At 50.6% G+C, this 20,835-nt stretch carries 21 protein-coding genes; 9 read left to right on the top strand and 12 right to left on the bottom strand.

Annotated features, from left to right (window positions below; genetic code table 11):
- Positions 1-49: 49 nt before the first annotated feature.
- The 5 genes from lysS to xerD all read right to left on the bottom strand — a co-directional run bounded on the left by lysS (position 50) and on the right by xerD (position 6,147).
- Positions 50-1,564 (bottom strand): lysine--tRNA ligase, encoded by a 1,515-nt coding sequence (lysS, locus tag D6029_RS11680; protein WP_120064919.1) that lies wholly within the window; start codon positions 1,562-1,564, stop codon positions 50-52.
- Between the two features lie 9 nt (positions 1,565-1,573).
- Positions 1,574-2,672 (bottom strand): peptide chain release factor 2 gene (prfB, locus tag D6029_RS11675; protein ID WP_120064918.1). Its coding sequence is split into 2 segments (ribosomal slippage): positions 1,574-2,596 and positions 2,598-2,672, totalling 1,098 coding nucleotides; the frame shifts between segments, so codons are not numbered across the junction.
- A gap of 96 nt (positions 2,673-2,768) precedes the next feature.
- Complete coding sequence (gene recJ, locus D6029_RS11670; RefSeq protein ID WP_120064917.1) at positions 2,769-4,502, bottom strand: single-stranded-DNA-specific exonuclease RecJ; 1,734 nt, start codon at positions 4,500-4,502, stop codon at positions 2,769-2,771.
- Positions 4,503-4,509: 7 nt separating this feature from the next.
- Entirely contained in the window at positions 4,510-5,226 is a 717-nt protein-coding gene (gene dsbC / locus D6029_RS11665; protein ID WP_120064916.1) for a bifunctional protein-disulfide isomerase/oxidoreductase DsbC, read from the bottom strand.
- A gap of 24 nt (positions 5,227-5,250) precedes the next feature.
- Positions 5,251-6,147: a site-specific tyrosine recombinase XerD gene (gene xerD / locus D6029_RS11660; protein ID WP_120064915.1), complete on the bottom strand. Its 897-nt coding sequence runs from the start codon at positions 6,145-6,147 to the stop codon at positions 5,251-5,253.
- A 113-nt stretch (positions 6,148-6,260) separates the two neighbouring features.
- Here xerD and fldB point away from each other — a divergent pair, with 113 nt between their 5' ends.
- On the top strand, positions 6,261-6,782 hold the full coding sequence (gene fldB, locus D6029_RS11655; RefSeq protein ID WP_120064914.1) for a flavodoxin FldB: 522 nt from the start codon (positions 6,261-6,263) through the stop codon (positions 6,780-6,782).
- 7 nt (positions 6,783-6,789) lie between these two features.
- On the opposite strand, the gene D6029_RS11650 is transcribed toward fldB, so the two are convergent.
- Both D6029_RS11650 and sdhE read right to left on the bottom strand, forming a co-directional pair.
- On the bottom strand, positions 6,790-7,212 hold the full coding sequence (locus tag D6029_RS11650) for a protein YgfX (protein WP_120064913.1): 423 nt from the start codon (positions 7,210-7,212) through the stop codon (positions 6,790-6,792).
- Entirely contained in the window at positions 7,193-7,459 is a 267-nt protein-coding gene (gene sdhE / locus D6029_RS11645; protein ID WP_120064912.1) for an FAD assembly factor SdhE, read from the bottom strand. Before sdhE ends, D6029_RS11650 begins: the two co-directional genes overlap by 20 nt.
- A 247-nt stretch (positions 7,460-7,706) precedes the next feature.
- Between sdhE and ygfZ the strand changes: the two genes are divergently transcribed.
- Positions 7,707-8,693 carry a tRNA-modifying protein YgfZ gene (gene ygfZ, locus D6029_RS11640; protein WP_120064911.1) on the top strand — a complete coding sequence of 329 codons (987 nt, stop codon included), beginning with the start codon at positions 7,707-7,709 and terminating at the stop codon, positions 8,691-8,693.
- Between the two features lie 145 nt (positions 8,694-8,838).
- Here the strand turns inward: ygfZ and trhA are convergent, their stop codons facing one another.
- The gene (gene trhA / locus D6029_RS11635; protein WP_120064910.1) at positions 8,839-9,492 is read right to left on the bottom strand and encodes a PAQR family membrane homeostasis protein TrhA; all 654 of its coding nucleotides are present in this window, start codon (positions 9,490-9,492) and stop codon (positions 8,839-8,841) included.
- 237 nt (positions 9,493-9,729) lie between these two features.
- Here trhA and D6029_RS11630 point away from each other — a divergent pair, with 237 nt between their 5' ends.
- Together D6029_RS11630 and D6029_RS11625 are read left to right on the top strand one after the other, a co-directional pair.
- Positions 9,730-10,458, top strand: a complete 729-nt coding sequence (locus tag D6029_RS11630; RefSeq protein WP_120064909.1) for a MurR/RpiR family transcriptional regulator — start codon at positions 9,730-9,732, stop codon at positions 10,456-10,458.
- Between the two features lie 165 nt (positions 10,459-10,623).
- A complete protein-coding gene (locus D6029_RS11625; protein WP_120064908.1) occupies positions 10,624-12,057 on the top strand; it encodes a 6-phospho-beta-glucosidase in 1,434 nt (477 codons plus the stop codon).
- Between the two features lie 63 nt (positions 12,058-12,120).
- On the opposite strand, the gene D6029_RS11620 is transcribed toward D6029_RS11625, so the two are convergent.
- Positions 12,121-13,128, bottom strand: a complete 1,008-nt coding sequence (locus D6029_RS11620) for a LacI family DNA-binding transcriptional regulator (protein ID WP_120064907.1) — start codon at positions 13,126-13,128, stop codon at positions 12,121-12,123.
- A gap of 189 nt (positions 13,129-13,317) precedes the next feature.
- Between D6029_RS11620 and D6029_RS11615 the strand changes: the two genes are divergently transcribed.
- Both D6029_RS11615 and D6029_RS11610 read left to right on the top strand, forming a co-directional pair.
- Positions 13,318-14,412 (top strand): cellulase family glycosylhydrolase, encoded by a 1,095-nt coding sequence (locus tag D6029_RS11615; RefSeq protein WP_120064906.1) that lies wholly within the window; start codon positions 13,318-13,320, stop codon positions 14,410-14,412.
- 72 nt (positions 14,413-14,484) lie between these two features.
- A complete protein-coding gene (locus D6029_RS11610) occupies positions 14,485-15,888 on the top strand; it encodes an MFS transporter (RefSeq protein ID WP_120064905.1) in 1,404 nt (467 codons plus the stop codon).
- Positions 15,889-15,937: 49 nt separating this feature from the next.
- On the opposite strand, the gene D6029_RS11605 is transcribed toward D6029_RS11610, so the two are convergent.
- A complete protein-coding gene (locus D6029_RS11605; protein WP_120064904.1) occupies positions 15,938-17,404 on the bottom strand; it encodes a sensor histidine kinase in 1,467 nt (488 codons plus the stop codon).
- A 3-nt stretch (positions 17,405-17,407) separates the two neighbouring features.
- Entirely contained in the window at positions 17,408-18,118 is a 711-nt protein-coding gene (locus D6029_RS11600; RefSeq protein ID WP_120064903.1) for a response regulator transcription factor, read from the bottom strand.
- A gap of 143 nt (positions 18,119-18,261) precedes the next feature.
- Between D6029_RS11600 and D6029_RS11595 the strand changes: the two genes are divergently transcribed.
- From D6029_RS11595 to D6029_RS11585, 3 genes are read left to right on the top strand one after another with little or no spacing between them, the layout of a single operon-like run.
- Positions 18,262-18,873, top strand: a complete 612-nt coding sequence (locus D6029_RS11595) for a cytochrome b/b6 domain-containing protein (RefSeq protein WP_120064902.1) — start codon at positions 18,262-18,264, stop codon at positions 18,871-18,873.
- 9 nt (positions 18,874-18,882) lie between these two features.
- Positions 18,883-19,671 carry a molybdopterin-dependent oxidoreductase gene (locus D6029_RS11590; RefSeq protein ID WP_120064901.1) on the top strand — a complete coding sequence of 263 codons (789 nt, stop codon included), beginning with the start codon at positions 18,883-18,885 and terminating at the stop codon, positions 19,669-19,671.
- Positions 19,672-19,705: 34 nt separating this feature from the next.
- Positions 19,706-19,966 (top strand): pentapeptide MXKDX repeat protein, encoded by a 261-nt coding sequence (locus D6029_RS11585; protein ID WP_120064900.1) that lies wholly within the window; start codon positions 19,706-19,708, stop codon positions 19,964-19,966.
- Positions 19,967-20,026: 60 nt separating this feature from the next.
- Here the strand turns inward: D6029_RS11585 and D6029_RS11580 are convergent, their stop codons facing one another.
- Positions 20,027-20,770, bottom strand: coding sequence for an SDR family oxidoreductase (locus D6029_RS11580; RefSeq protein ID WP_120064899.1), 744 nt, complete (start codon positions 20,768-20,770; stop codon positions 20,027-20,029).
- Between the last annotated feature and the right edge of the window lie 65 nt (positions 20,771-20,835).

Below are 20,835 nucleotides of genomic sequence, written 5' to 3'. Positions count from 1 at the left end.
AATTAACTAAAAAAATGGGTTCCTCCCCGAAGGGAGGAACAAGAACGTCTTACTTAACCGGGCGCAGAGCCGGGAACAGGATAACGTCGCGGATGGTGTGGCTGTTGGTGAACAGCATAACCATACGGTCGATACCAATGCCCAGGCCCGCTGTTGGCGGCAAGCCGTGCTCCAGAGCAGTCACGTAGTCTTCGTCGAAGAACATCGCTTCGTCGTCGCCTGCGTCTTTTGCAGAAGCCTGATCTGCAAAGCGCTGCGCCTGGTCTTCTGCATCGTTCAGCTCAGAGAAGCCGTTACCGATTTCACGGCCACCGATGAAGAACTCGAAGCGGTCAGTGATTTCTGGGTTTTCGTCGTTACGACGCGCCAGTGGAGAAACTTCTGCCGGGTATTCAGTGATGAAGGTCGGCTGAATCAGATGGCTTTCTGCTACTTCTTCGAAGATCTCGGTCACTACGCGGCCCAGGCCCCAGCTCTTCTCAACTTTGATGCCGATAGCCGCTGCGATTTCCAGCGCTTTCGCCATATCGTCCAGATCCGCAATATCGGTTTCCGGGCGGTATTTTTTGATAGCTTCGCGCATGGTCAGTTTTGCGAATGGCTGGTCGAAGTCAAACACCTCTTCGCCATACTGAACTTGTGCTGTACCCAACACGTCATGTGCCAGAGTACGGAACAGGGACTCGGTCAACTCGATCAGGTCTTTGTAATCCGCATACGCCATATAGAGTTCCATCATGGTGAACTCTGGGTTGTGACGCGGAGAAATACCTTCGTTACGGAAGTTACGGTTGATTTCGAATACGCGATCAAAACCACCGACAACCAGACGCTTCAGATACAGTTCCGGCGCAATACGCAGGTACATATCGATGTCCAGCGCATTGTGGTGCGTGATGAACGGACGCGCAGACGCCCCGCCAGGGATGACTTGCATCATTGGCGTTTCAACTTCCATAAAGCCACGCGCAACCATGAACTGACGGACGCCAGCCATAATTTGTGAACGGATTTTAAAGGTGTTGCGGGATTCGTCGTTAGAGATCAGATCCAGGTAACGCTGGCGATAACGCGCTTCTTGATCCTGTAAACCGTGGAACTTGTCTGGCAGCGGGCGCAGTGCTTTGGTCAGCAGACGCAGTTCAGTACAGTGAATGGAAAGCTCACCGGTTTTGGTTTTGAACAGCTTGCCGCGAGCGCCCAGGATGTCGCCGAGGTCCCATTTTTTGAACTGCTCGTTATAAGTGCCTTCTGGCAAATCATCACGCGCAACATAAAGCTGAATGCGGCCACCGACATCTTGCAGGGTCACGAAAGACGCTTTACCCATGATGCGACGAGTCATCATACGACCCGCAACGGCAACTTCGATGCCCAGTTCTTCCAGCTCTTCGTTCTCTTTAGCGTCGAAGTCAGCGTGCAGTTGGTCTGAGGTATGATCGCGACGGAAATCATTTGGGAAAGCAATGCCCTGCTCGCGCAGGCCAGCCAGCTTCTCACGGCGTGCTTTCAGTTCATTGTTAAGATCAACCGCTTCGGTGCCCTGCTCTTGTTGTTCAGACATGTTGGTTCCTCATAACCCTGCTTTCAAACTTGCTTCGATAAATTTGTCCAGATCGCCATCCAGTACCGCCTGCGTGTTACGGGTTTCTACACCAGTACGCAAGTCTTTGATACGGGAGTCGTCCAGTACGTAAGAACGAATCTGGCTGCCCCAGCCGATATCCGATTTATTGTCTTCCAGCGACTGCTTCTCAGCATTTTTCTTCTGCATTTCCAGCTCGTATAACTTCGCCTTCATCTGCTTCATCGCCTGATCTTTGTTCTTATGTTGCGAACGGTCGTTCTGGCACTGAGTCACGGTATTGGTCGGAAGGTGGGTAATACGCACCGCAGATTCTGTACGGTTAACGTGCTGACCACCCGCGCCCGATGCACGGTATACGTCGATACGCAGATCCGCTGGATTGATTTCGATATCAATGTCGTCATCCACTTCTGGATAAACGAAAGCGGAACCAAAGGAGGTATGGCGACGGCCACCGGAATCGAACGGGCTCTTACGCACCAGGCGATGTACGCCAGTTTCGGTACGCAACCAGCCAAAGGCATATTCACCCTCAATGCGAATCGTGACGGATTTGATACCGGCAACTTCACCTTCAGATTCTTCGATAATTTCAGTTTTGAAGCCGCGCGCTTCTGCCCAACGCAGATACATACGCATCAACATGCTGGCCCAGTCTTGCGCTTCGGTGCCGCCAGAACCAGCCTGAATGTCGATATAGCAATTAGCGCTATCGTACTCGCCGGAGAACATGCGACGGAATTCCAGCTGCGCCAGTTTGGCTTCAAGCTGATCGATTTCAACAATGGTTTCGTTGAAGGTATCTTCGTCGTCGGCTTCGACGGCCAGTTCCAGCAGGCCGTTAACATCTTCCAGGCCTTGCGTCATTTGGTCTAGCGTATCGACAATGGCTTCTAATGCGGAACGCTCTTTACCTAACGCTTGGGCGCGTTCAGGTTCATTCCACACATCAGGCTGTTCCAGCTCTGCGTTTACTTCTTCCAGGCGCTCTTTCTTGGCATCGTAGTCAAAGATACCCCCTAAGAACGTCGCTGCGCTCGGTGAGGTCCTGGATGCGGTTTTTTACCGGGTTAATTTCAAACATGGTCTGTATTATCTTATGTTGATGACAGAAGACGAAAATGCGGTCGTAAACCGGAAAGTTTACCGGAATTACGCCGCTTTTTATAGTTCTGGTTGGCTATATCGGCCAGATATGGTCGATTAAAAGCTGAACGCTGCGGTTGCCGCGAAACTCGTTTACATCAAGCTTGAAGGCCAGTTCCACTTCACGCACGCCGTTATCCGGCCAGCATGCAGTGTCGACGTTAAAAGCAATGCCGTCGATAAGCGGGCCGCCGCCGATAGGCTCAACCATCACTTTCAGATGACGCTCGCCCACCAGCCGTTGCTGTAGCAAACGGAATTTACCGTCGAACAGCGGCTCCGGGAACATCTGCCCCCACGGCCCGGCATCACGCAATAGCTCGGCAGTTTCCAGCGTCATTTCTTGCGCAGTGATCGCACCGTCTGACCACACCACACCTTGCAGCAGCGCGGGATCGAGCCACTCGCCCACCAAATCGCCAAAGCGCTGGCGGAACTCGTCAAATTTAGCTTCTTCCAGCGACAAACCTGCCGCCATCGCGTGGCCACCAAACTTCAGCATCAAACCAGGGTGCAAGGTATCGAGGCGTTCGAGTGCATCACGCATATGCAACCCCTGCACCGAGCGGCCAGAACCTTTCAGCGTGCCATCGCCCGCAGGCGCAAAGGCAATAACCGGGCGGTTAAAGCGCTCTTTAATACGAGATGCCAGGATACCAACTACACCCTGGTGCCATTCAGGGTGATACATCGCCAGGCCATATGGCAATTCATCGTTACTGTGTTCAAGCTGCTGGCAGAGGGTCAGCGCTTCGGCCTGCATCCCCTGCTCAATCTCTTTGCGCGTCTGGTTGAGCGCGTCCAGTTCATTGGCCAGCATGCGCGCTTCGCCGATGTTTTCGCTCAGCAGCAACGCCACGCCAACGGACATATCATCCAGGCGACCTGCCGCATTCAGGCGTGGGCCTAAAGCAAAACCTAAATCGCTAGCGGCCAGTTTTTGCGGCTCACGGTTAGCGATTTCTATTAGCGCTTTAATGCCAGGACGGCATTTCCCCGCACGAATACGGCTCAGGCCTTGCCAGGTCAAAATACGGTTATTGGTGTCGAGGGGAACCACATCCGCGACAGTGCCTAACGCGACCAAATCCAGCAATTCTGCGATGTTCGGAATCGCCAGACCTTGCTGCTCAAACCAGCCGCAATCACGTAAATGTGCACGCATCGCCAGCATCAAATAAAACGCCACGCCGACGCCCGCAAGAGACTTAGACGGAAACTCGCAATCAACCAGATTCGGGTTAATGATGGCGTCTGCCGCAGGCAATTCTGGCCCCGGCAAGTGGTGGTCAGTGACGACCACCGGAATGCCGAGCGCATGAGCACGATCCACGCCGCTATGGGAAGAGATGCCGTTATCGACGGTCAAAATCATTTGCGCATCGCGCGCATGAGCCTGATCCACCACTTCCGGGCTTAAACCGTAGCCATCTTCAAAACGATTCGGCACAAGGTAACTGACGTTTGAGCAACCGAGGCTGCGAAGCCCCAGCACGCTTAGCGCGGTGCTGGTTGCGCCGTCGGCATCAAAATCGCCAACCACGATAATGCGCAGGCCTTCACGAAAAGCGTTGTGGAGCAATTCAACGGCTTTATCCATGCCGTTAAGTTGCTGCCAGGACAGCATTCCCTTCACGCTACGTTCAAGATCTTGCTCGCCACGGACGCCACGGCTGGCGTACAGACGTTTTAAAAGTGGATGCAGTTGCTGAGGCAGCACGACAGAATCATCAACGGTACGGCGACGAAGTTGTGTTTGCAGTTTCACCCGTCAACTACCCGCCAATATTCGTAAGCTGTTGGTGCGCATCCAGCATTTGTTTCATCTCTTTCGGCCCCTGGTAACCAGGAATAACCGTGCCGTTGCTCAGCACAATCGCCGGAGTTCCCTGGATACCAAACTGCACACCCAGGTTGTAATGATTGGCGATATTCATGTCGCACGTTCCGCCTGTAACAGCCTCACCTTTCATCGCGGCATCAAAGGCTTTTTTCGGGTCTTTCGCACACCAAATGGCTTTCATGTCGCTTTCAGTCTGGCTTTGCAGCCCCTGACGCGGGAAGGCCAGATAACGCACGGTAATCCCCAGCGCGTTGTAGTCTTTCATCTCTTCGTGCAGCTTGTGGCAATAGCCGCAAGTGATGTCGGTAAACACGGTAATGACGTGTTTTTCTTGCGGCGCTTTATAAACAATCATCTCTTTTTCGAGCGCGCTCAGTTTACCCACCAGCAGTTTGTTGGTGACGTTAACCGGCTGGGCACCGCTCACATCGTACAGCGGCCCCTGAATAAAATGTTTACCGTCTTCAGTGACATACAGAACACCACTGTCTGTCAGCACCGTTTTCATGCCCGCCACAGGCGCAGGCTGGATTTCGGCATTTTGTACACCTAACTTCGCAAGAGACTGCTTGATTGCTGCGTCGTCAGCATGAACAAAACCGGACACAGAGGCCGCTAATAATGGGAGCAGCCACAAACGCTTTTTCATGATGATTCCTTTATCTTTTACCACTCACGCGCGTGGGTGGTGCTGTTGATGTAGCTGGCGTAACCGCTCAGTCGCTACATGCGTATAAATTTGGGTGGTGGACAAATCACTATGCCCAAGCAACATCTGTACGACTCGTAAATCTGCGCCATGGTTCAGTAAATGCGTCGCAAAAGCATGCCTGAGCACGTGGGGTGAGAGCTTTTCGCTGTCGATTCCCGCCTGCACCGCATAGTGTTTGATGCGATGCCAGAATGTCTGGCGCGTCATTTGTTGGGCGCGATTACTGGGGAAGACGGTATCAATCGACACGCCGTTGAGCAGCCACGGGCGACCATGCTCAAGATAGTTTTCTACCCAATAAACAGCCTCTTCGCCCATCGGCACCAGGCGTTCTTTGTTGCCTTTACCAATCACGCGAACCACACCCTGACGCAGGCTCACATCGCTCATCGTTAAGCCGACTAATTCCGAGACACGTAGCCCGGTAGCATACAATAATTCGAGCATCGCTTTGTCACGCAACTCGATGGGCTGGTCGATACAAGGTGCCTGTAACAGCCGTTCGACCTGCGCTTCGCTTAAATCTTTCGGTAATCGCTGCGGTAATTTTGGCGATGAAAGCATCACGCTCGGGTCGTCATCACGGAGTTTTTCGCGGTACAAATACTGAAACAAGCGGCGCATCGCACTCAACATGCGTGCCGAACTGGTTGCTTTATAGCCGCCTTCCAGGCGTTCAGCAAACAGCGACTGTAAATCGCCCGTTTGGACATTCAGCAAATCTAAATCATGGCGTTCAAGCCACTGCGCCACCATGTTCAAATCCCGGCGGTAGGAGTCTAATGTGTTCTGTGCCAGATTCCGCTCAAGCCAGAGCGCATCAAGAAATTGTTCGATTCGGGCCTGATCTTGTTCCATGACTGCCTCGGTTATTTGCCTCACGTTTGGCGAATTGTGTCCATTATGCCTGATGCACAATGGGATCTGATACAATTGCCAGTCTGCACGTTTTTAAGAGAGTTATTAACGCGATGAACATTGGCCTTTTTTATGGCTCCAGCACTTGTTACACCGAAATGGCTGCCGAAAAAATCCGTGACATTATTGGCCCGGAACTGGTGACGCTGCACAATCTGAAAGACGACTCACCTGCCATGATGGAACAGTACGATGTGCTGATTCTCGGCATTCCCACCTGGGATTTTGGCGAAATACAGGAAGACTGGGAAGCCGTCTGGGATCAACTGGATAATCTGAATCTTGAAGGCAAACCCGTCGCACTTTATGGCATGGGCGATCAGCTTGGCTATGGCGAATGGTTCCTCGATGCGCTCGGCATGCTGCACGATAAACTGGCTCCACGCGGCGCTCAGTTTATTGGCTACTGGCCGACGGAAGGCTATGAGTTTACCAGCCCGAAACCGGTGATTGCAGACGGGCAACTATTTGTGGGCCTGGCGCTTGATGAAACCAATCAATACGATTTAAGCGATGAGCGAATCGAAAACTGGTGCGATCAAATTCTGGCAGAAATGGCCGAGAAGTTTGCCTGATAACCGCTTACGCTTCCCCGTTGCCGCTGGCCTGCTGTTGCAGCATAAGGCGGCGCAAATCACGCCATTCGCCAATATCCATGCTGTCGGCAGACAACCATAAATGCTGGCAGCGTTTGCGCCCGGCGCGGCGTAAACGCAGCATCATGCCGCTACGTAGCACCCAGGGCGAACCCACGATTTCCCATTCCTGGTTTTGCCAACGCAGGTGGTAATCGGTGAGGATTTTCATTTCGCCCTGACAGGCATGAATGCGACGCTGGCTGCGTACACTGTCAAAAACAACCAGCGAAAGCAGCAGCATCCAGATTAGCGTGTAGCTCATCGGCCACGGCATCAGCAGCACAAACAGTGCGACCAGACCGTGAGCCAGGAGTGAAAGCCATTGTGCACGCCAGGAGACGCGAAGATCAGATTGCCACAGGACCACGTTCTTTATTCCGTGTCTGAATCAGTGTCACCATCCGTTGCAGCTCTGTATCCGCCGGTTTGCCATGATTCATCAACCAATTGAACAGGTCTGGATCATCGCTTTCCAGCAGGCGAACAAACAATTGTTTATCCTCAGGGCTTAACGAGTCATATTCATATTCGAAGAATGGCATAATCGAAATATCCAGCTCGCGCATTCCCCGGCGGCACGCCCAATGAATTCGGGCTTTGTTATTGATATCCATGTGCTCTTTCCTGGTTATCTGATAAAGAAGGTACAAATCTTAGTGTAACGTGTTTTTATTGCACGCATTAACTGAATGTTACCGTTTGCGCACTTTCTCGAGAGAAATAAATGCAACGTGTTGTCGTTGCATTCACCTTGCGAGAATTGCCGTAAGCGCACAATTCGCATGATCAAACTGCTTGCATTGCCGAATGGCTCTTTTACCATTGAGCCAATATCTCTGCTCAATAACCTGGGACATTTTTATGGCTTTCACTCCATTTCCGCCACGTCAGCCGACAGCCGCAGCCCGCCTGCCGCTAACACTCATGACTCTTGATGATTGGGCTTTGGCGAACGTGACGGGCAACGATGCAGAATCCTACCTGCAAGGCCAGGTCACTGCTGACGTTGCGCAGTTGACACCAAACCAGCACACGCTTTGCGCCCACTGTGACGCGAAAGGCAAAATGTGGAGCAACCTGCGGCTGTTCCATCGCGGCGAAGGGTATTCGCTGATTGAGCGCCGTAATCTGCGTGATGCGCAGCTTGTTGAGCTGAAGAAATACGCGGTGTTTTCCAAAGTCACCATCACCCCAGACGACGAAAGCGTGCTGCTGGGCGTTGCCGGTTTCCAGGCTCGCGCCGCGTTGGCCAATGTGTTTACCGCCTTGCCTGATGCAGAAAGCCCGGTAGTTCAGGAAGGCGCAACCACCCTTCTGTGGTTTAACCTCCCAGCCGAGCGCTTCATGCTGGTAACTGATGAAGCAACCGCACAGTCATTAGCTGAAAAATTACACGGCGAAGCCCAGCGTAACGATAGCCAACAATGGCTGGCGCTGGAAATCGAAGCCGGTATCCCGGTGATTGATGCGCCAAACAGCGCACAGTTTATTCCGCAAGCCACCAACATTCAGGCGCTCGGCGGTATCAGCTTTAAAAAAGGCTGTTACACCGGGCAGGAAATGGTGGCTCGTGCGAAGTTCCGTGGCGCTAACAAACGTGCGTTGTGGTTCCTGGCAGGCAAAGCCAGCCGCTTACCGGAAGCGGGCGAAGATCTCGAACTTAAGATGGGCGATAACTGGCGTCGTACCGGCACCGTGCTGGCGGCCAGCCAACTTGATGATGGTCGCGTTCTGGTGCAGGTGGTGATGAATAACGATCTGGAAGCCGACAGCGTGCTGCGTGTTCGTGATGATGTCGGCAGCGAATTAGTGATTGAGCGGCTGCCATATTCGTTAGAAGACGAGTAAATACCCGTCATACTTCAAGTTGCAGATGCGTTGACTGCACCCATGCGCCCCAGTCACATAGTTATCTATGCTCCTGGGGACTTATGGTCTGGTCGCCTTTCTGCAACTCGAATTATTTAGGGTATGACTTGATGAATATCAGTAATTAATGAATGTATAAATAAATCGCCAGGAAGTGGCAAACGCTGCCGCCGAGTACAAAACCGTGCCAGATGGCGTGGTTATACGGGATGCGTTTGCAGACGTAGAAAATAACGCCCAAAGAGTAAATGATGCCGCCTGCCGCCAGCAACGTGACGCTGCCCGGCGCAAGTTTAATCACCATCTGGTAAATCACCACCAGCGATAACCAGCCCATCAATAAATAAGTGACGAGCGATAAAATCTTGAAGCGGTGCGCGATGGTGAGCTTGAAGAGAACCCCCGCCAGCGCCAGTCCCCAAATCACCACCATCAACCCGCGTGCCAAAGGCGAATCCAGCCCAACGAGTAAAAATGGCGTGTACGTCCCGGCTATCAGCAAATAAATTGCGCAGTGGTCAAATTTCTTCAGCCAGGGTTTGGCGCGCTTGTGTGGGATGGCGTGATACAGCGTTGAAGCAAGAAACAGCAAAATCATGCTGCCGCCGTACAAGCTATAACTGGTTATCGCCGTCACACTCGCGTTGCTTTCTACCGCCTGTACCAGTAACAAAACCAGCCCGACAATCCCGAACACCAGCCCAATACCGTGGCTAATACTGTTGGCGACTTCCTCTGCCAGTGAATATCCTTTCGTGATCAATGGTTTGTCAGCCATAGGGTAACTCCCGGTAAGACAAAGAGTGAAAATGCTTCGCAGCTAGAATAGCTGAGAATGATTTCAGCTAACACCTGTACGCTAAAATAAATCCATCAGAGTTGATAACCCTACTTATACAGCTCCGCCACATTTGCCTGGCGGATGACGTGCCTGCGAGGGCGAAAGCTGTGGTGAAATATGGCATGATGTCGCCAGTCATCACCCTTCAGCGCAAGAAAAAGGCTGGTTAATTTAATGTTCACTCATGCAGCAATTGCCGGGCTTAATGGCCTGGAAATGATGGTCTATAACTTTGTCATCAAAAACCGCGACAAAGTGATGTACATGACTATTCGCGAACTGGCCGATGCGGCGGGCGTGTCCACCACCACGGTGCTGCGCTTTTGCCGTAAATTAAACTGCGAAGGATATTCTGAGTTCCGTGTGCGCTTTAAATTATATCTTGAACAAAATGACGAGCAGTTAGTTAATTTTGGCCCAAGTGAAATTATCAGCTTTTTTAAAAGTACCAACAATGAAGAGTTTGATAGTTTAATTGACCAGGCCGTTGATATTATTTGTTCGTCAGAACGAATTATATTTGTTGGCGCTGGCACATCCGGTGCATTAGCAAAATATGGCGCTCGCTTCTTTTCTAATGTCGGAAAATTTAGTAACCATATTGACGACCCTTATTTCCCGGTCACTAATGATATGGCGAAAAACGCGCTGGCGATTGTGCTCTCCGTTTCCGGTGAAACCGAAGAGATCCTGCGCTTTGCCAGCCAGTTCAGCCTGCACAACTGCAAAGTGCTCTCCATCACCAGCCACGAAAACTCAGCGCTGGCTAAGCTCGCTGACTTTAATATCTCCTGGCATATTCCGCTTACGCGCGTTGGTGGAGTTTATGACATCACCACACAAATCCCCGTTATTTATATTCTAGAAACCATTGGCCGCAAACTGGCTAAAAAAATGGCATAAAAAAACGCCCTGTTTTTTGCATGTAACAAATCACATAAACCGTGATTTGTTATATCGTGACAATAAAATCTCATTTGTTAGACTCCAGAACAGAGCTTATTAACGCGCTGCCATTTTGTGATGTATCCCACATTATTTCTGGCACTGACAGTGAGATGACAAAATATGAAAAAACTGACTTTACCAAAAGACTTTTTATGGGGCGGCGCGGTTGCGGCTCATCAGGTTGAAGGCGGCTGGAACAAAGAAGGCAAAGGCCCAAGTATTTGTGACGTGCTGACGGGTGGCTCACACGGCGTGCCACGCGAAATCACTCAGGAAGTTGTCCCTGGCAAATTTTACCCAAACCACGAAGCCATTGATTTCCATGGTCGTTATAAAGAAGACATCGCGCTGTTTGCCGAGATGGGCTTCAAATGCTTCCGTACTTCGATTGCCTGGACGCGTATTTTCCCGAAAGGCGATGAACTGCAACCGAACGAAGAAGGGCTGAAATTCTACGACGATATGTTCGATGAGCTGCTGAAATACAACATCGAGCCAGTTATCACCCTCTCCCACTTTGAAATGCCGCATTATCTGGTGACTGAATACGGTGGCTGGACTAACCGTAAAGTGGTCGATTTCTTTGTTCGTTTTGCCGAAGTGGTGTTTGAACGCTACAAGAGCAAAGTGAAATACTGGATGACCTTTAACGAGATTAATAACCAGCGTAACTGGCGCGCGCCGCTGTTCGGTTATTGCTGCTCCGGCGTGGTTTATACCGAGCACGACAATCCGGAAGAAGTGATGTACCAGGTGCTGCATCATCAGTTTGTGGCAAGCGCCCTGGCGGTGAAGATTGGTCATCGCATCAACCCTGAAATGCAAATCGGCTGCATGCTGGCGATGGTGCCGCTGTATCCGTTCTCCTGTAAGCCAGAAGATCAGATGTATGCGCAAGAATCCATGCGTGAGCGTTATGTGTTTACCGACGTGCAATTGCGCGGTTACTACCCATCTTATGTATTGAACGAGTGGGAACGCCGCGAATTCAACATCAAAATGGAAGCGGGCGACGAGCAAATCCTGCGTGAAGGCGTATGCGATTACCTTGGGTTCAGCTACTACATGACCAACGCGGTGAAAGCCGACGGCGGCACTGGCGATGCGCTATCTGGGTTCCAGGGCAGCGTGCCAAACCCACACGTTAAAGCGTCCGATTGGGGCTGGCAGATTGACCCGGTTGGCCTGCGTTACGCGCTGTGCGAACTGTACGAGCGTTACCAGAAGCCGCTGTTTATCGTCGAAAACGGTTTTGGTGCCTACGATACCGTCGAAGAAGACGGCTCCATCAACGATGATTACCGCATTGATTATCTGCGCGCACACGTTGCAGAAATGATGAAAGCCGTGACTTACGATGGCGTGGATCTGATGGGCTACACGCCGTGGGGCTGCATCGACTGCGTGTCATTCACCACCGGTCAGTACAACAAACGCTACGGTTTTATCTACGTTAACAAGCACGACGACGGCACGGGCGATATGTCTCGCTCGCGTAAGAAGAGCTTTAACTGGTACAAAGAAGTGATTGCCAGCAACGGCGAAAATATCTAACAAACCCCAACGTAAAAAAAGCACCGGCTATCGAAAGCGGGTGCTTTTTTTATGCACTCAGGATTAACGCTGCGTGGAAGCGCGGATTCTCAACTTCCCCACCATGCGCACATGCGTGACGTTATCTTCACCCTGGCAAAGATACTCAACCGCCATGCGGCCCAGTTCGGTATAAGGCAATTGAACGCTCGTCAATTTCGGGATCAGTTGATCCGCAATTCGTTGGTCGTCATACCCTGCCACCAGCACATCTTTCGGCACTGCAATTTGCATTGCCGCCAGCGCCTGATAACAACCGATGGTCATCCAGTCACTTGAGCAAAAAATCGCATCCGGCGGTGAGGCAAGTTGCATCATCCGGCTAATCGCGTGATATGTCTCATCAATTTGCCAGTTGGTTTTCATCACCAGTTGTTCATCGAACTCAAGCCCGGCACGCGTCAGTGCGGCTTTGTAACCCGCGAGACGCTGCTGCGAAGCATCCATCCATTCGTCACCCATGATATGTGCGATGCGGGTTGCGCCCTGCTCAATCAGATGGTGAGTCACCTGTAATGCATTCGCGTAATCATCGGGTAAAAAGGTGGGCTGGAGTGGATAAGTGCTGTCATAAACGTTTAAGAGCACCATCGGCAATGCTGTGCAGCCTGAAAAGACTGAAAAATCAATGGGGCTGGTGACGGGTGAAGCCAGAATAATCCCGATACAACTGCGCTGTTCAAGCTGTTTGATAATACGCAGCGCGAGTTCGCAATCGTCGCCGTAATCATAAATCGTCAGCAACGTATCACTGCGCCAGGCGGCATCCCGAGCCTGGCAAAGTGCGTCAACAAACGGATCATAACTCGGCATGGCATTCATCAGAATGGCAATTTCTTCCTGCCCTTCTGGCTTGTGAGGCGCGGCAATTTTTTTGTATCCCAGTGCCACGGCGGTGGCAATCACGCGCTGCCGCGTCTCCTCGCTGAGCTTAATGCTTTTGGCATTATTCAGAATCAGTGAAACCGTCGCCTGCGAAACTCCTGCCTCGCGCGCAACGTCGGTCATGGTGATTTTGTTTTTCTTTTCCATCGTGTTAGCCACCCGAATTCTGCCCGCAGCGACTATAGCATAACGTGTTTATCATCACGTTGAGTTGACTCGGGTTTGGTTGAATTGTGATCGGCATTGCAATTTTCACGGCGTATCCTTGCTCAAAATCGCACCAGCTAATAAATATTAGCTAATAGTTATTAGCAACCATTTGATGAGGTGAAAACGATGCGACAGCAATGGACGAAAGAACAAATTAACGCGTGGTATCAGCAGCAGGGTTGGATGTGCGGGTTTAACTATTTGCCCAGAACGGCGGTGAACTGGACAGATATCTGGCAAGCAGAAACGTTTGATGCGCCCACTATTGACGAAGAATTAGGCTGGGCGCATGAAGCCGGTTACAACACGCTACGCATTAATTTGCCGTTTATCGTCTGGCAGCACGACCGCGACGGGCTTTTTCAGCGCATCAATACCTTCCTTGATATCGCTAAAAAGCACGAGCTGCGCGTAATGCTGACATTAATGGACGATTGTGGTTTTTCAGGGGATGAGCCTTATCTGGGTCAGCAAAAAGCCCCGATCCCCGGCAAGCATAATAGCCAGGCGGCGGCGAGTCCTGGGCGCGATAAAGTCTGCAATCCAGAAGTCTGGCCGCAAATAGAAAGCTATGTGCGTGATGTTATCCGCACCTTCCGCGATGATCCTCGCATTATTGTCTGGGATTTGTATAACGAGCCGGGTAATCGTGGAACATTCGCCAGTGGCGTCGAGGAAGTGTTTTACGATGAAAAACTGGAACATTTTGCTCTGGAACTCATGACCCAAACCTTTAAATGGGCGCGTGATGAAAACCCTTCGCAACCGCTGACTATTGGCGCGTGGCATCTGCCTCTCGACCCTGATCAGCCCGATAATGAAATTTACCAGCATCCTATTGATCAGGCCGCCTTAGCCCTCTCCGATATTGTCAGTTTCCATGCGTATATTGGCACCGCCAAAATGGTGCGGGTGTTGCGTTACGTCGAACAGTTTGGTCGCCCGTTAATGTGCACCGAATGGCTGGCACGCCATGTCGGCAGCACTTTTGAAGAGCAGTTGCCGTTGATGCATGCCTGCAATGTGGTGCCGTATCAATGGGGACTGGTGCGCGGTAAAACTCAGACGTATATGCCGTGGCCGGTGGTGGTACAAAAACGCGAAGATTACGCGCATCTTTGGTTCCACGACGTATTTGATGAACACGGTATTCCTTTCCGCAAAGCGGAAATGGATCTGGTCGCCCGGCTCTGCAAAGTTGGGTTACATCACAGAGCTTAATTCACCGCCCCCTACAAAATGATAATAATAGCTTCCCTGGTTAATTAGCCGGGGAAGGCTGAGGTTGATTCCATGACAATGGCAATGAAAATACCTTCAAAAGAATTGTGGTCTTATTTTGGTTATGGTTTAGGACAGTGTTTTAGTTTTGGCCTGGTCGGCTCATTCATCAATTACTTTTACACCGATGTACTGGGTATTTCCGCTTTAGCCGCCAGCACAATTTTCTTGATTGCTCGCGCCTGGGATGCGATTCACGATCCCTTCTTCGCCAGTATTATGGACACGATGAACACCCGCTTCGGTAAATTCCGTCATTTCATGCTTATCGCACCGTTGCTGATTACCTTAATGACACTGGCGTCGTTTTATAATATTGACGCACCAACCAGTACCAAAATTCTTTACGCCGGAGCGACCTATATTCTATGGGGCACGCTGTACGCTATCTCTGATATTCCTTTCTGGTCAATGTCATCGGTGATGAGTAGCGAACCGAGAGAACGAACCAAAGCGGTGACCGCAGCGGTGCTTGGCGTCAACGCAGGGATTGCCTGCGCCAATATTTTCTTCCCACGTTTGACTGCATTTTTCGCACCCTACTCCAGCGACCACGGCTATTTTATGGCGGTACTGGTGATGATGGTCATCGGCATGTTGTTAATGATTAATGGCTTCTTTAATGTGAAAGAGCGCGTCCCGCCGAGTGGTGAGAAAGTCACTATACGCGATACTTTCCGGAATTTACGGCACAACAAACCCTTATTCTTCGTGCTCGCAGCCTTCTTCTTTTGCGTACTGCACAATATTGCCAACGGCATTTATATCTACTTCTTTATTTATAATATGGGTGATGGCGGGTTACAGGCGGCAATTGGTGTAATGGGAATTCTGGCGGCACTGGCTTGTTTATTAGCCCCACTCCTGACGCGGCATTATAAAAAACGCACCTTATTTATTGCGCTTTGCTGCCTGGATATTCTGGTGCGTATTGTGCTGTGGTTTGCTGGTTATCAAAGCCTGGCGGTACTGTTTATTTTGCTTGGCCTGAGTACGCTTTTTGTCATGATGAGCAATCTATTTACCTCGGCCATGATCGTCGACACAATCGAATATGCGGAATACCACACCAATAAGCGCTGCGCAGCAATTACGTTTTCCGGGCAGACTTTTACCGGCAAAATGTCGGTCGCGGTCGGCGGCGGATTAATTGGTGTCTATCTGACGCTAATTGGTTATGTGCCACAAGCCGCGTCACAAACTGAAGGTGTGCTTAACGGGCTGTTTTTTGGCATTAGTTTGCTGCCAGCCATCGGCTCGCTTATTCGTATTGGGTTTATCTGGTTCTTTGATTTTACAGAGGATAAACATGAAGAAGTGACCCGTTTGCTTGCCGAACGGCGCGCAAACGGGGGTATCAGTAATCCGGTTGACGATCAGGAAGACAGGCCGGTGACACCCGCCTGGCAGAAATAAGTTCAGCCATTCAGCGACCGCAAATACTCTAAAAATGAGTATTTGCGGTTTAGACCGGAAGCCCAAAACGGAAGCAAGCCCCGCTTTCCGGTCTTTCCACCAGCGCGATATCGCTGCCATGAAGCTGCAACATCTGGCGCACAATCATCAACCCTAAACCGCCGACTCTGACGTGTGACTGGCTCACAATCGACGGGCGTACAAACAGACCTTCTTTAAGTTCCTGCGGAATCCCCGGCCCGTTATCGCTAATCTGCACCATCACTTTTTCGCCGTCTTTCCACAAGCGGACGGCAACGGTTCCCTGCTCCGGCGTATGGCGAATCGCGTTATCCAGCAAATTCGTTAATACCCGCTCAATCATCCCCAAATCCGCATCGATTAGCGGCAAACCGGGCTGGATATCAGCAACCAACTGGAGTTGCCGCGTTTGCGTCATCAATTCAAATTTCTGGAAGACATCCTGCAATAATTCACCAAGGCAAAAACGTTCTTTTTGTGGCTTCACTACGCCATATTCCAGACGCGCTAATTCAAACAGCGATTGCGCAAGGGTGCGGACTTTCTGGCTTTGCGCTAATGCGATTTCCAGATAACGCTTTTTCTCAGCTTCCGAAAGCGTCGCCGACATTACCGATAAACTTTCCAGATAACCATGCATTGAGGTCAACGGCGTGCGTAAGTCATGGGAAATATTGGCAATAAATTCACGACGTAGCTGATCTTGTTGGGAAAGCCGATGCCACTGTTCTGAAATGCGACGCGCCATCGAGATAACGCCCTGGCGCAGCAGGCTGATTTCGTCGTTACTGTGGTTTTTATCCAGCGGTAGCGCCGCCATCGCCTGCATTTCAGCCATACCGCCGGTTTCCAGCGCATTCACCTGGCGTGAGAGCGAACGCAATGGCCGCGTGATCCAACGAAACGCCAGGCCACCGACAATCAGCCCCAGTAAGGCAATCAGGCCAATAGTCAGCAGAACCACTTTTGAGATGGTGTTAAATCGCGCATCACTTGCCAGGGCGTTGTAATTTTCGCCCAATAAAATGATGTACAAATAGCCCATAACTTCGCCGTTTTGCTGCATCGGTGCGACGCTAAATACTTTTTTGCCATCAGGGCTACGGGGGTCGTCGCCGTAAATAGGGAACGGTTGTTTATCAAGCGTGGCCTGAATCGGCTTTAAATCAATGCGGTGGCGTTTGATATGATTCGGCGGTGCCGCATCACCAATGATATTGCCATTTTTATCAAGAAGATAAACCTCAACGCTGGGATTTACCGTCATCAGATGGTCAAACAGACTGCGCACAGAATCCGTGTTCAGGCCATCTTGCCCAAGCAGTGGATAACTTTGGTTGATGTGCTCAGCGAGCGAACCAGAAAGTTGTTGTATTACCGCCTGGCTGTACTGCGTGCTGGTGCGGATTTGCAGCCACCCCAGCAATGAACAGGAGGTGATCAGCAGCAACGCAAAAACCAAAGTCAGGCGCTGAGAAAGCGTGAGTTTTCGCATGGTTTACTCGTGTCGAGGTGCGATGAATTTATACCCTTTACCCCACACCGTGAGAATAAATTCCGGCTCTGCGGGGTTATCTTCAATCTTGATGCGCAAACGGTTGATATGGGTGTTAACCGTGTGTTCGTAGCCTTCGTGCTGATATCCCCAAACCTGATTGAGCAAATTAAGGCGCGAAAAAACTTTGCCGGGATGTTTGGCAAAGAACCACAGCAAATCAAATTCGCGTGGCGTCAGTTCCACCGGCTGATTTCGTAAACGCACATCACGCGCCAGCGGGTCGATAGTCAGCCGTTCAAAAGTGAGCGTTCCTGCATCTTGCATCAGGTTTTGGCTCATTGCTTCCTGGCGGCGAAACAGCGCTTTGACACGCGCCACCAACTCCAGCATAGAAAACGGTTTTGCCAGATAATCATCCGCGCCCAATTCCAACCCCAAAACCCGATGCGTTTCGCTTGAGCGCGCGCTGATCATCACGATCGGCGTATAGCGCGTCATGGTGCGCGCATGGCGACATATTTCCAGGCCATCAACGCCGGGCAGCATAAGATCCAGAATCAAGGCATCCCATCCCCCTTGCTTAAGCAATTCCAGGCCCTGCGAACCATCGGCCGCATGGACAATTTCATAGCCTTCTTCACGCAAATGCAGTTGCAGAAGTTCTGCAATGTTTTCGTCATCCTCAACGATTAATAACTTTTTGGGCTTCATGACTCCGCCTTATTTCCGTCTGTTACCAGAAGTCTATACAACAAACCGACGTGGAGTTATCACATTTAATTTAACTTTTGGTGAGACTTTGGCGAACAGATTTAAGCCACACTGATTTCAACGCAATAACCGGAAATAAAACGATGGATACGCCAACGTTTCAGGTTAAACCCGCCATAGTGCATCCATTATGGCTGAGGCTCTGCCACTGGCTGAATGCACTTGCCATGCTGATTATGGTGACCAGCGGCTGGCGAATTTATAACGCTTCGCCTCTGTTTGATTTCAGCTTTCCAAATGAGTTAACGCTCGGCGGTTGGTTAGGCGGTGCGTTGCAGTGGCATTTTGCGGGGATGTGGTTATTCGGCATTAATGGCGTGATTTACCTGCTGATGAATATTTTCAGTGGCCGCCTGAAACGCAAATTCTGGCCGCTGTCACCGGGAGAGTTAATCAATGATTTTATTTCCGCACTGCGCGGGAAGCTCGCGCATAACGATCTTAACCATTACAACACCGTGCAAAAATTGGCTTATCTGTTTGTGATGATCGATGGGATCGTTCTGGTGTGTTCGGGTTTTGTGGTGTGGAAATCGGTGCAATTCCCTTTATTACGAGAATTGCTCGGCAGTTATGAAAGCGCACGCCTTATTCACTTCTTTGCAATGTCTGGAATGGTTGGGTTTGTGGTTATTCATTTGATTATGGTGGCGCTGGTTCCAAAAACTTTGCTTGCTATGCTACGCGGACGCTAAGGAAAAACCATGAGTAATAATAACAAGATTTTTTCTGATTCCGACAAAGCCGCCATTATTCAGGATGCGACTCAAGAAATTAATAAACAGTTATCGTCCGAAGGTCGCCGTCGTTTTTTAAAGCAAGGGCTAACGCTTGGCGGATTAATGATGCTAACGGGCTGCGATATTAGTGATAATGAATCCGTCGAATCAACGCTAAGCAATATTTCAAGATTTAACGACCGGGTTCAGGGCTGGTTATTTAATGCCAACGATCTGGCTCCGGTTTATCCAGAAAGTATGATGACGCGTCCCTTCCCGTTTAATGCTTTTTATAGTGAGGACGAAGCGCCGACGATTAATGGTGATGATTATCGTCTTGAGGTTGCCGGGTTAGTAGCCGATAAACGCCCGTGGACACTGGCGCAACTTCACCAGATGGCGCAGGTTAGCCAGGTGACTCGTCACATCTGTGTCGAAGGTTGGAGCGCCATTGGCAAATGGGGTGGCGTACCATTTTCTTTATTCCTTAAAGGTATCGGTGCTGATTTAAATGCCCGTTATGTGAGTTTTAAATGTGCTGACGACTACTACACCAGTATTGATATGGCGACGGCACTACATCCACAAACCATTATTGCACTGACTTACGATGGTGAAATATTGCCGCGTAAATATGGCTTTCCGATGAAGCTAAGAATGCCTACTAAGTTGGGATATAAAAACCCAAAACATATTCAAGTTATAGAAGTCACCAACCGCTATCCCGGAGGTTATTGGGAGGATCAGGGTTATAACTGGTTCGGCGGAAGTTAAACCCCTACTGATTAAAACGACGAGGAAATACAAAATGAAAAAACTCTACACTGCTCTGATGTGCTCGGCTTTATTCTTTGGTGTTGCCGGTGCAAATGCTGCCGATAATATGGCGAAAGATAATATGTCTAAAGACAACATGGGGAAAATGTCCCATGACTGTTCGAAAGATAGCATGAAGAAAGACTGCATGGCTAAAGACGGAATGAAGAAAGATTCCATGTCTAAAGATTCCATGTCTAAGGACGGTATGGCTAAAGATAATATGGCCAAAGACGAAATGGGTAAAAAATAATCGTCTAAGCCAGCACCAGGATAATGGCCGTCTCCTGTAATTTCAGGCGACGGCCCTTTTTTATTTTCCGCCAGCCAAATCGAGAAAACTGCCTGTCACGTACGAGGCTTTATCACTAAGAAGCCAGACGATGGCTTCCGCCACTTCTTCCGGTTGCCCGCCGCGTTTCATCGGCAACAGATCTTTTACGCGATCAACGCGCCCGGCCTCGCCGCCCGATGCGTGGATGTCGGTATAAATTAAGCCAGGACGTACGCCATTAACGCGAATGCCCTGCGCGGCGACTTCCAGAGAAAGCCCGATGGTTAGCGTATCCACCGCGCCTTTTGACGCTGCGTAATCGACGTATTCACCCGGCGCACCTAAACGTGACGCTGCCGACGAGACGTTAACAATCGCCCCACCGTTCCCGCCGTGACGAAACGCCATGCGTTTTACCGCTTCACGGCAGCATAGAAAATAGCCCGTGACGTTGGTGACTAGCACGCGGTTGATGCGCTCGGCCGTTAATTCTTCGATGGTCGATTGTTGGAACAATATCCCGGCGTTGTTGACCAATGCGGTAACGGGGCCGTAAACCTTGTCGATTTCTGCGAACATCGCCATCACTTGTAGCTCGTCGGCAATATCCGCTTTGATGGCTATCGCCTCGCCGCTGTGGGCACGAATAATGCTGACGACTTCATCAGCGGCTTGTTTGTTTTGCAGGAAGTTAACGACGACTTTGTAGCCGGATTGCGCCAGCAGGATGGCGGTGGCTCGGCCGATTCCACGGCTGCCACCGGTGACTAATGCGACGGACATTTTACCTCCTGGAACCCCTCACCCCAACCCTCTCCCCCAGGAGAGGGAGCAAACCGGACTATCCC

This window comes from Buttiauxella izardii (assembly GCF_003601925.1).
In the GTDB taxonomy this organism is placed as follows: Bacteria; Pseudomonadota; Gammaproteobacteria; order Enterobacterales; family Enterobacteriaceae; genus Buttiauxella; species Buttiauxella izardii.
Note: the sequence above shows the minus strand (reverse complement) of the source record. Positions and strands in the feature narration are given on the sequence as shown.

Bases quoted from the DNA above. Each gene is read 5' to 3' on its own strand.
- D6029_RS11625 (WP_120064908.1), top strand. From the start codon at position 10,624: ATGAAAAAACTGACTTTACCAAAAGACTTTTTATGGGGCGGCGCGGTT.
- D6029_RS11590 (WP_120064901.1), top strand. From the start codon at position 18,883: ATGAGTAATAATAACAAGATTTTTTCTGATTCCGACAAAGCCGCCATT.
- D6029_RS11580 (WP_120064899.1), bottom strand. From the start codon at position 20,770: ATGTCCGTCGCATTAGTCACCGGTGGCAGCCGTGGAATCGGCCGAGCC.
- D6029_RS11620 (WP_120064907.1), bottom strand. From the start codon at position 13,128: ATGGAAAAGAAAAACAAAATCACCATGACCGACGTTGCGCGCGAGGCA.
- xerD (WP_120064915.1), bottom strand. From the start codon at position 6,147: ATGGAACAAGATCAGGCCCGAATCGAACAATTTCTTGATGCGCTCTGG.
- D6029_RS11610 (WP_120064905.1), top strand. From the start codon at position 14,485: ATGACAATGGCAATGAAAATACCTTCAAAAGAATTGTGGTCTTATTTT.
- D6029_RS11630 (WP_120064909.1), top strand. From the start codon at position 9,730: ATGTTCACTCATGCAGCAATTGCCGGGCTTAATGGCCTGGAAATGATG.
- D6029_RS11615 (WP_120064906.1), top strand. From the start codon at position 13,318: ATGCGACAGCAATGGACGAAAGAACAAATTAACGCGTGGTATCAGCAG.
- lysS (WP_120064919.1), bottom strand. From the start codon at position 1,564: ATGTCTGAACAACAAGAGCAGGGCACCGAAGCGGTTGATCTTAACAAT.
- trhA (WP_120064910.1), bottom strand. From the start codon at position 9,492: ATGGCTGACAAACCATTGATCACGAAAGGATATTCACTGGCAGAGGAA.
- dsbC (WP_120064916.1), bottom strand. From the start codon at position 5,226: ATGAAAAAGCGTTTGTGGCTGCTCCCATTATTAGCGGCCTCTGTGTCC.
- fldB (WP_120064914.1), top strand. From the start codon at position 6,261: ATGAACATTGGCCTTTTTTATGGCTCCAGCACTTGTTACACCGAAATG.
- D6029_RS11585 (WP_120064900.1), top strand. From the start codon at position 19,706: ATGAAAAAACTCTACACTGCTCTGATGTGCTCGGCTTTATTCTTTGGT.
- sdhE (WP_120064912.1), bottom strand. From the start codon at position 7,459: ATGGATATCAATAACAAAGCCCGAATTCATTGGGCGTGCCGCCGGGGA.
- D6029_RS11605 (WP_120064904.1), bottom strand. From the start codon at position 17,404: ATGCGAAAACTCACGCTTTCTCAGCGCCTGACTTTGGTTTTTGCGTTG.
- D6029_RS11595 (WP_120064902.1), top strand. From the start codon at position 18,262: ATGGATACGCCAACGTTTCAGGTTAAACCCGCCATAGTGCATCCATTA.
- D6029_RS11600 (WP_120064903.1), bottom strand. From the start codon at position 18,118: ATGAAGCCCAAAAAGTTATTAATCGTTGAGGATGACGAAAACATTGCA.
- ygfZ (WP_120064911.1), top strand. From the start codon at position 7,707: ATGGCTTTCACTCCATTTCCGCCACGTCAGCCGACAGCCGCAGCCCGC.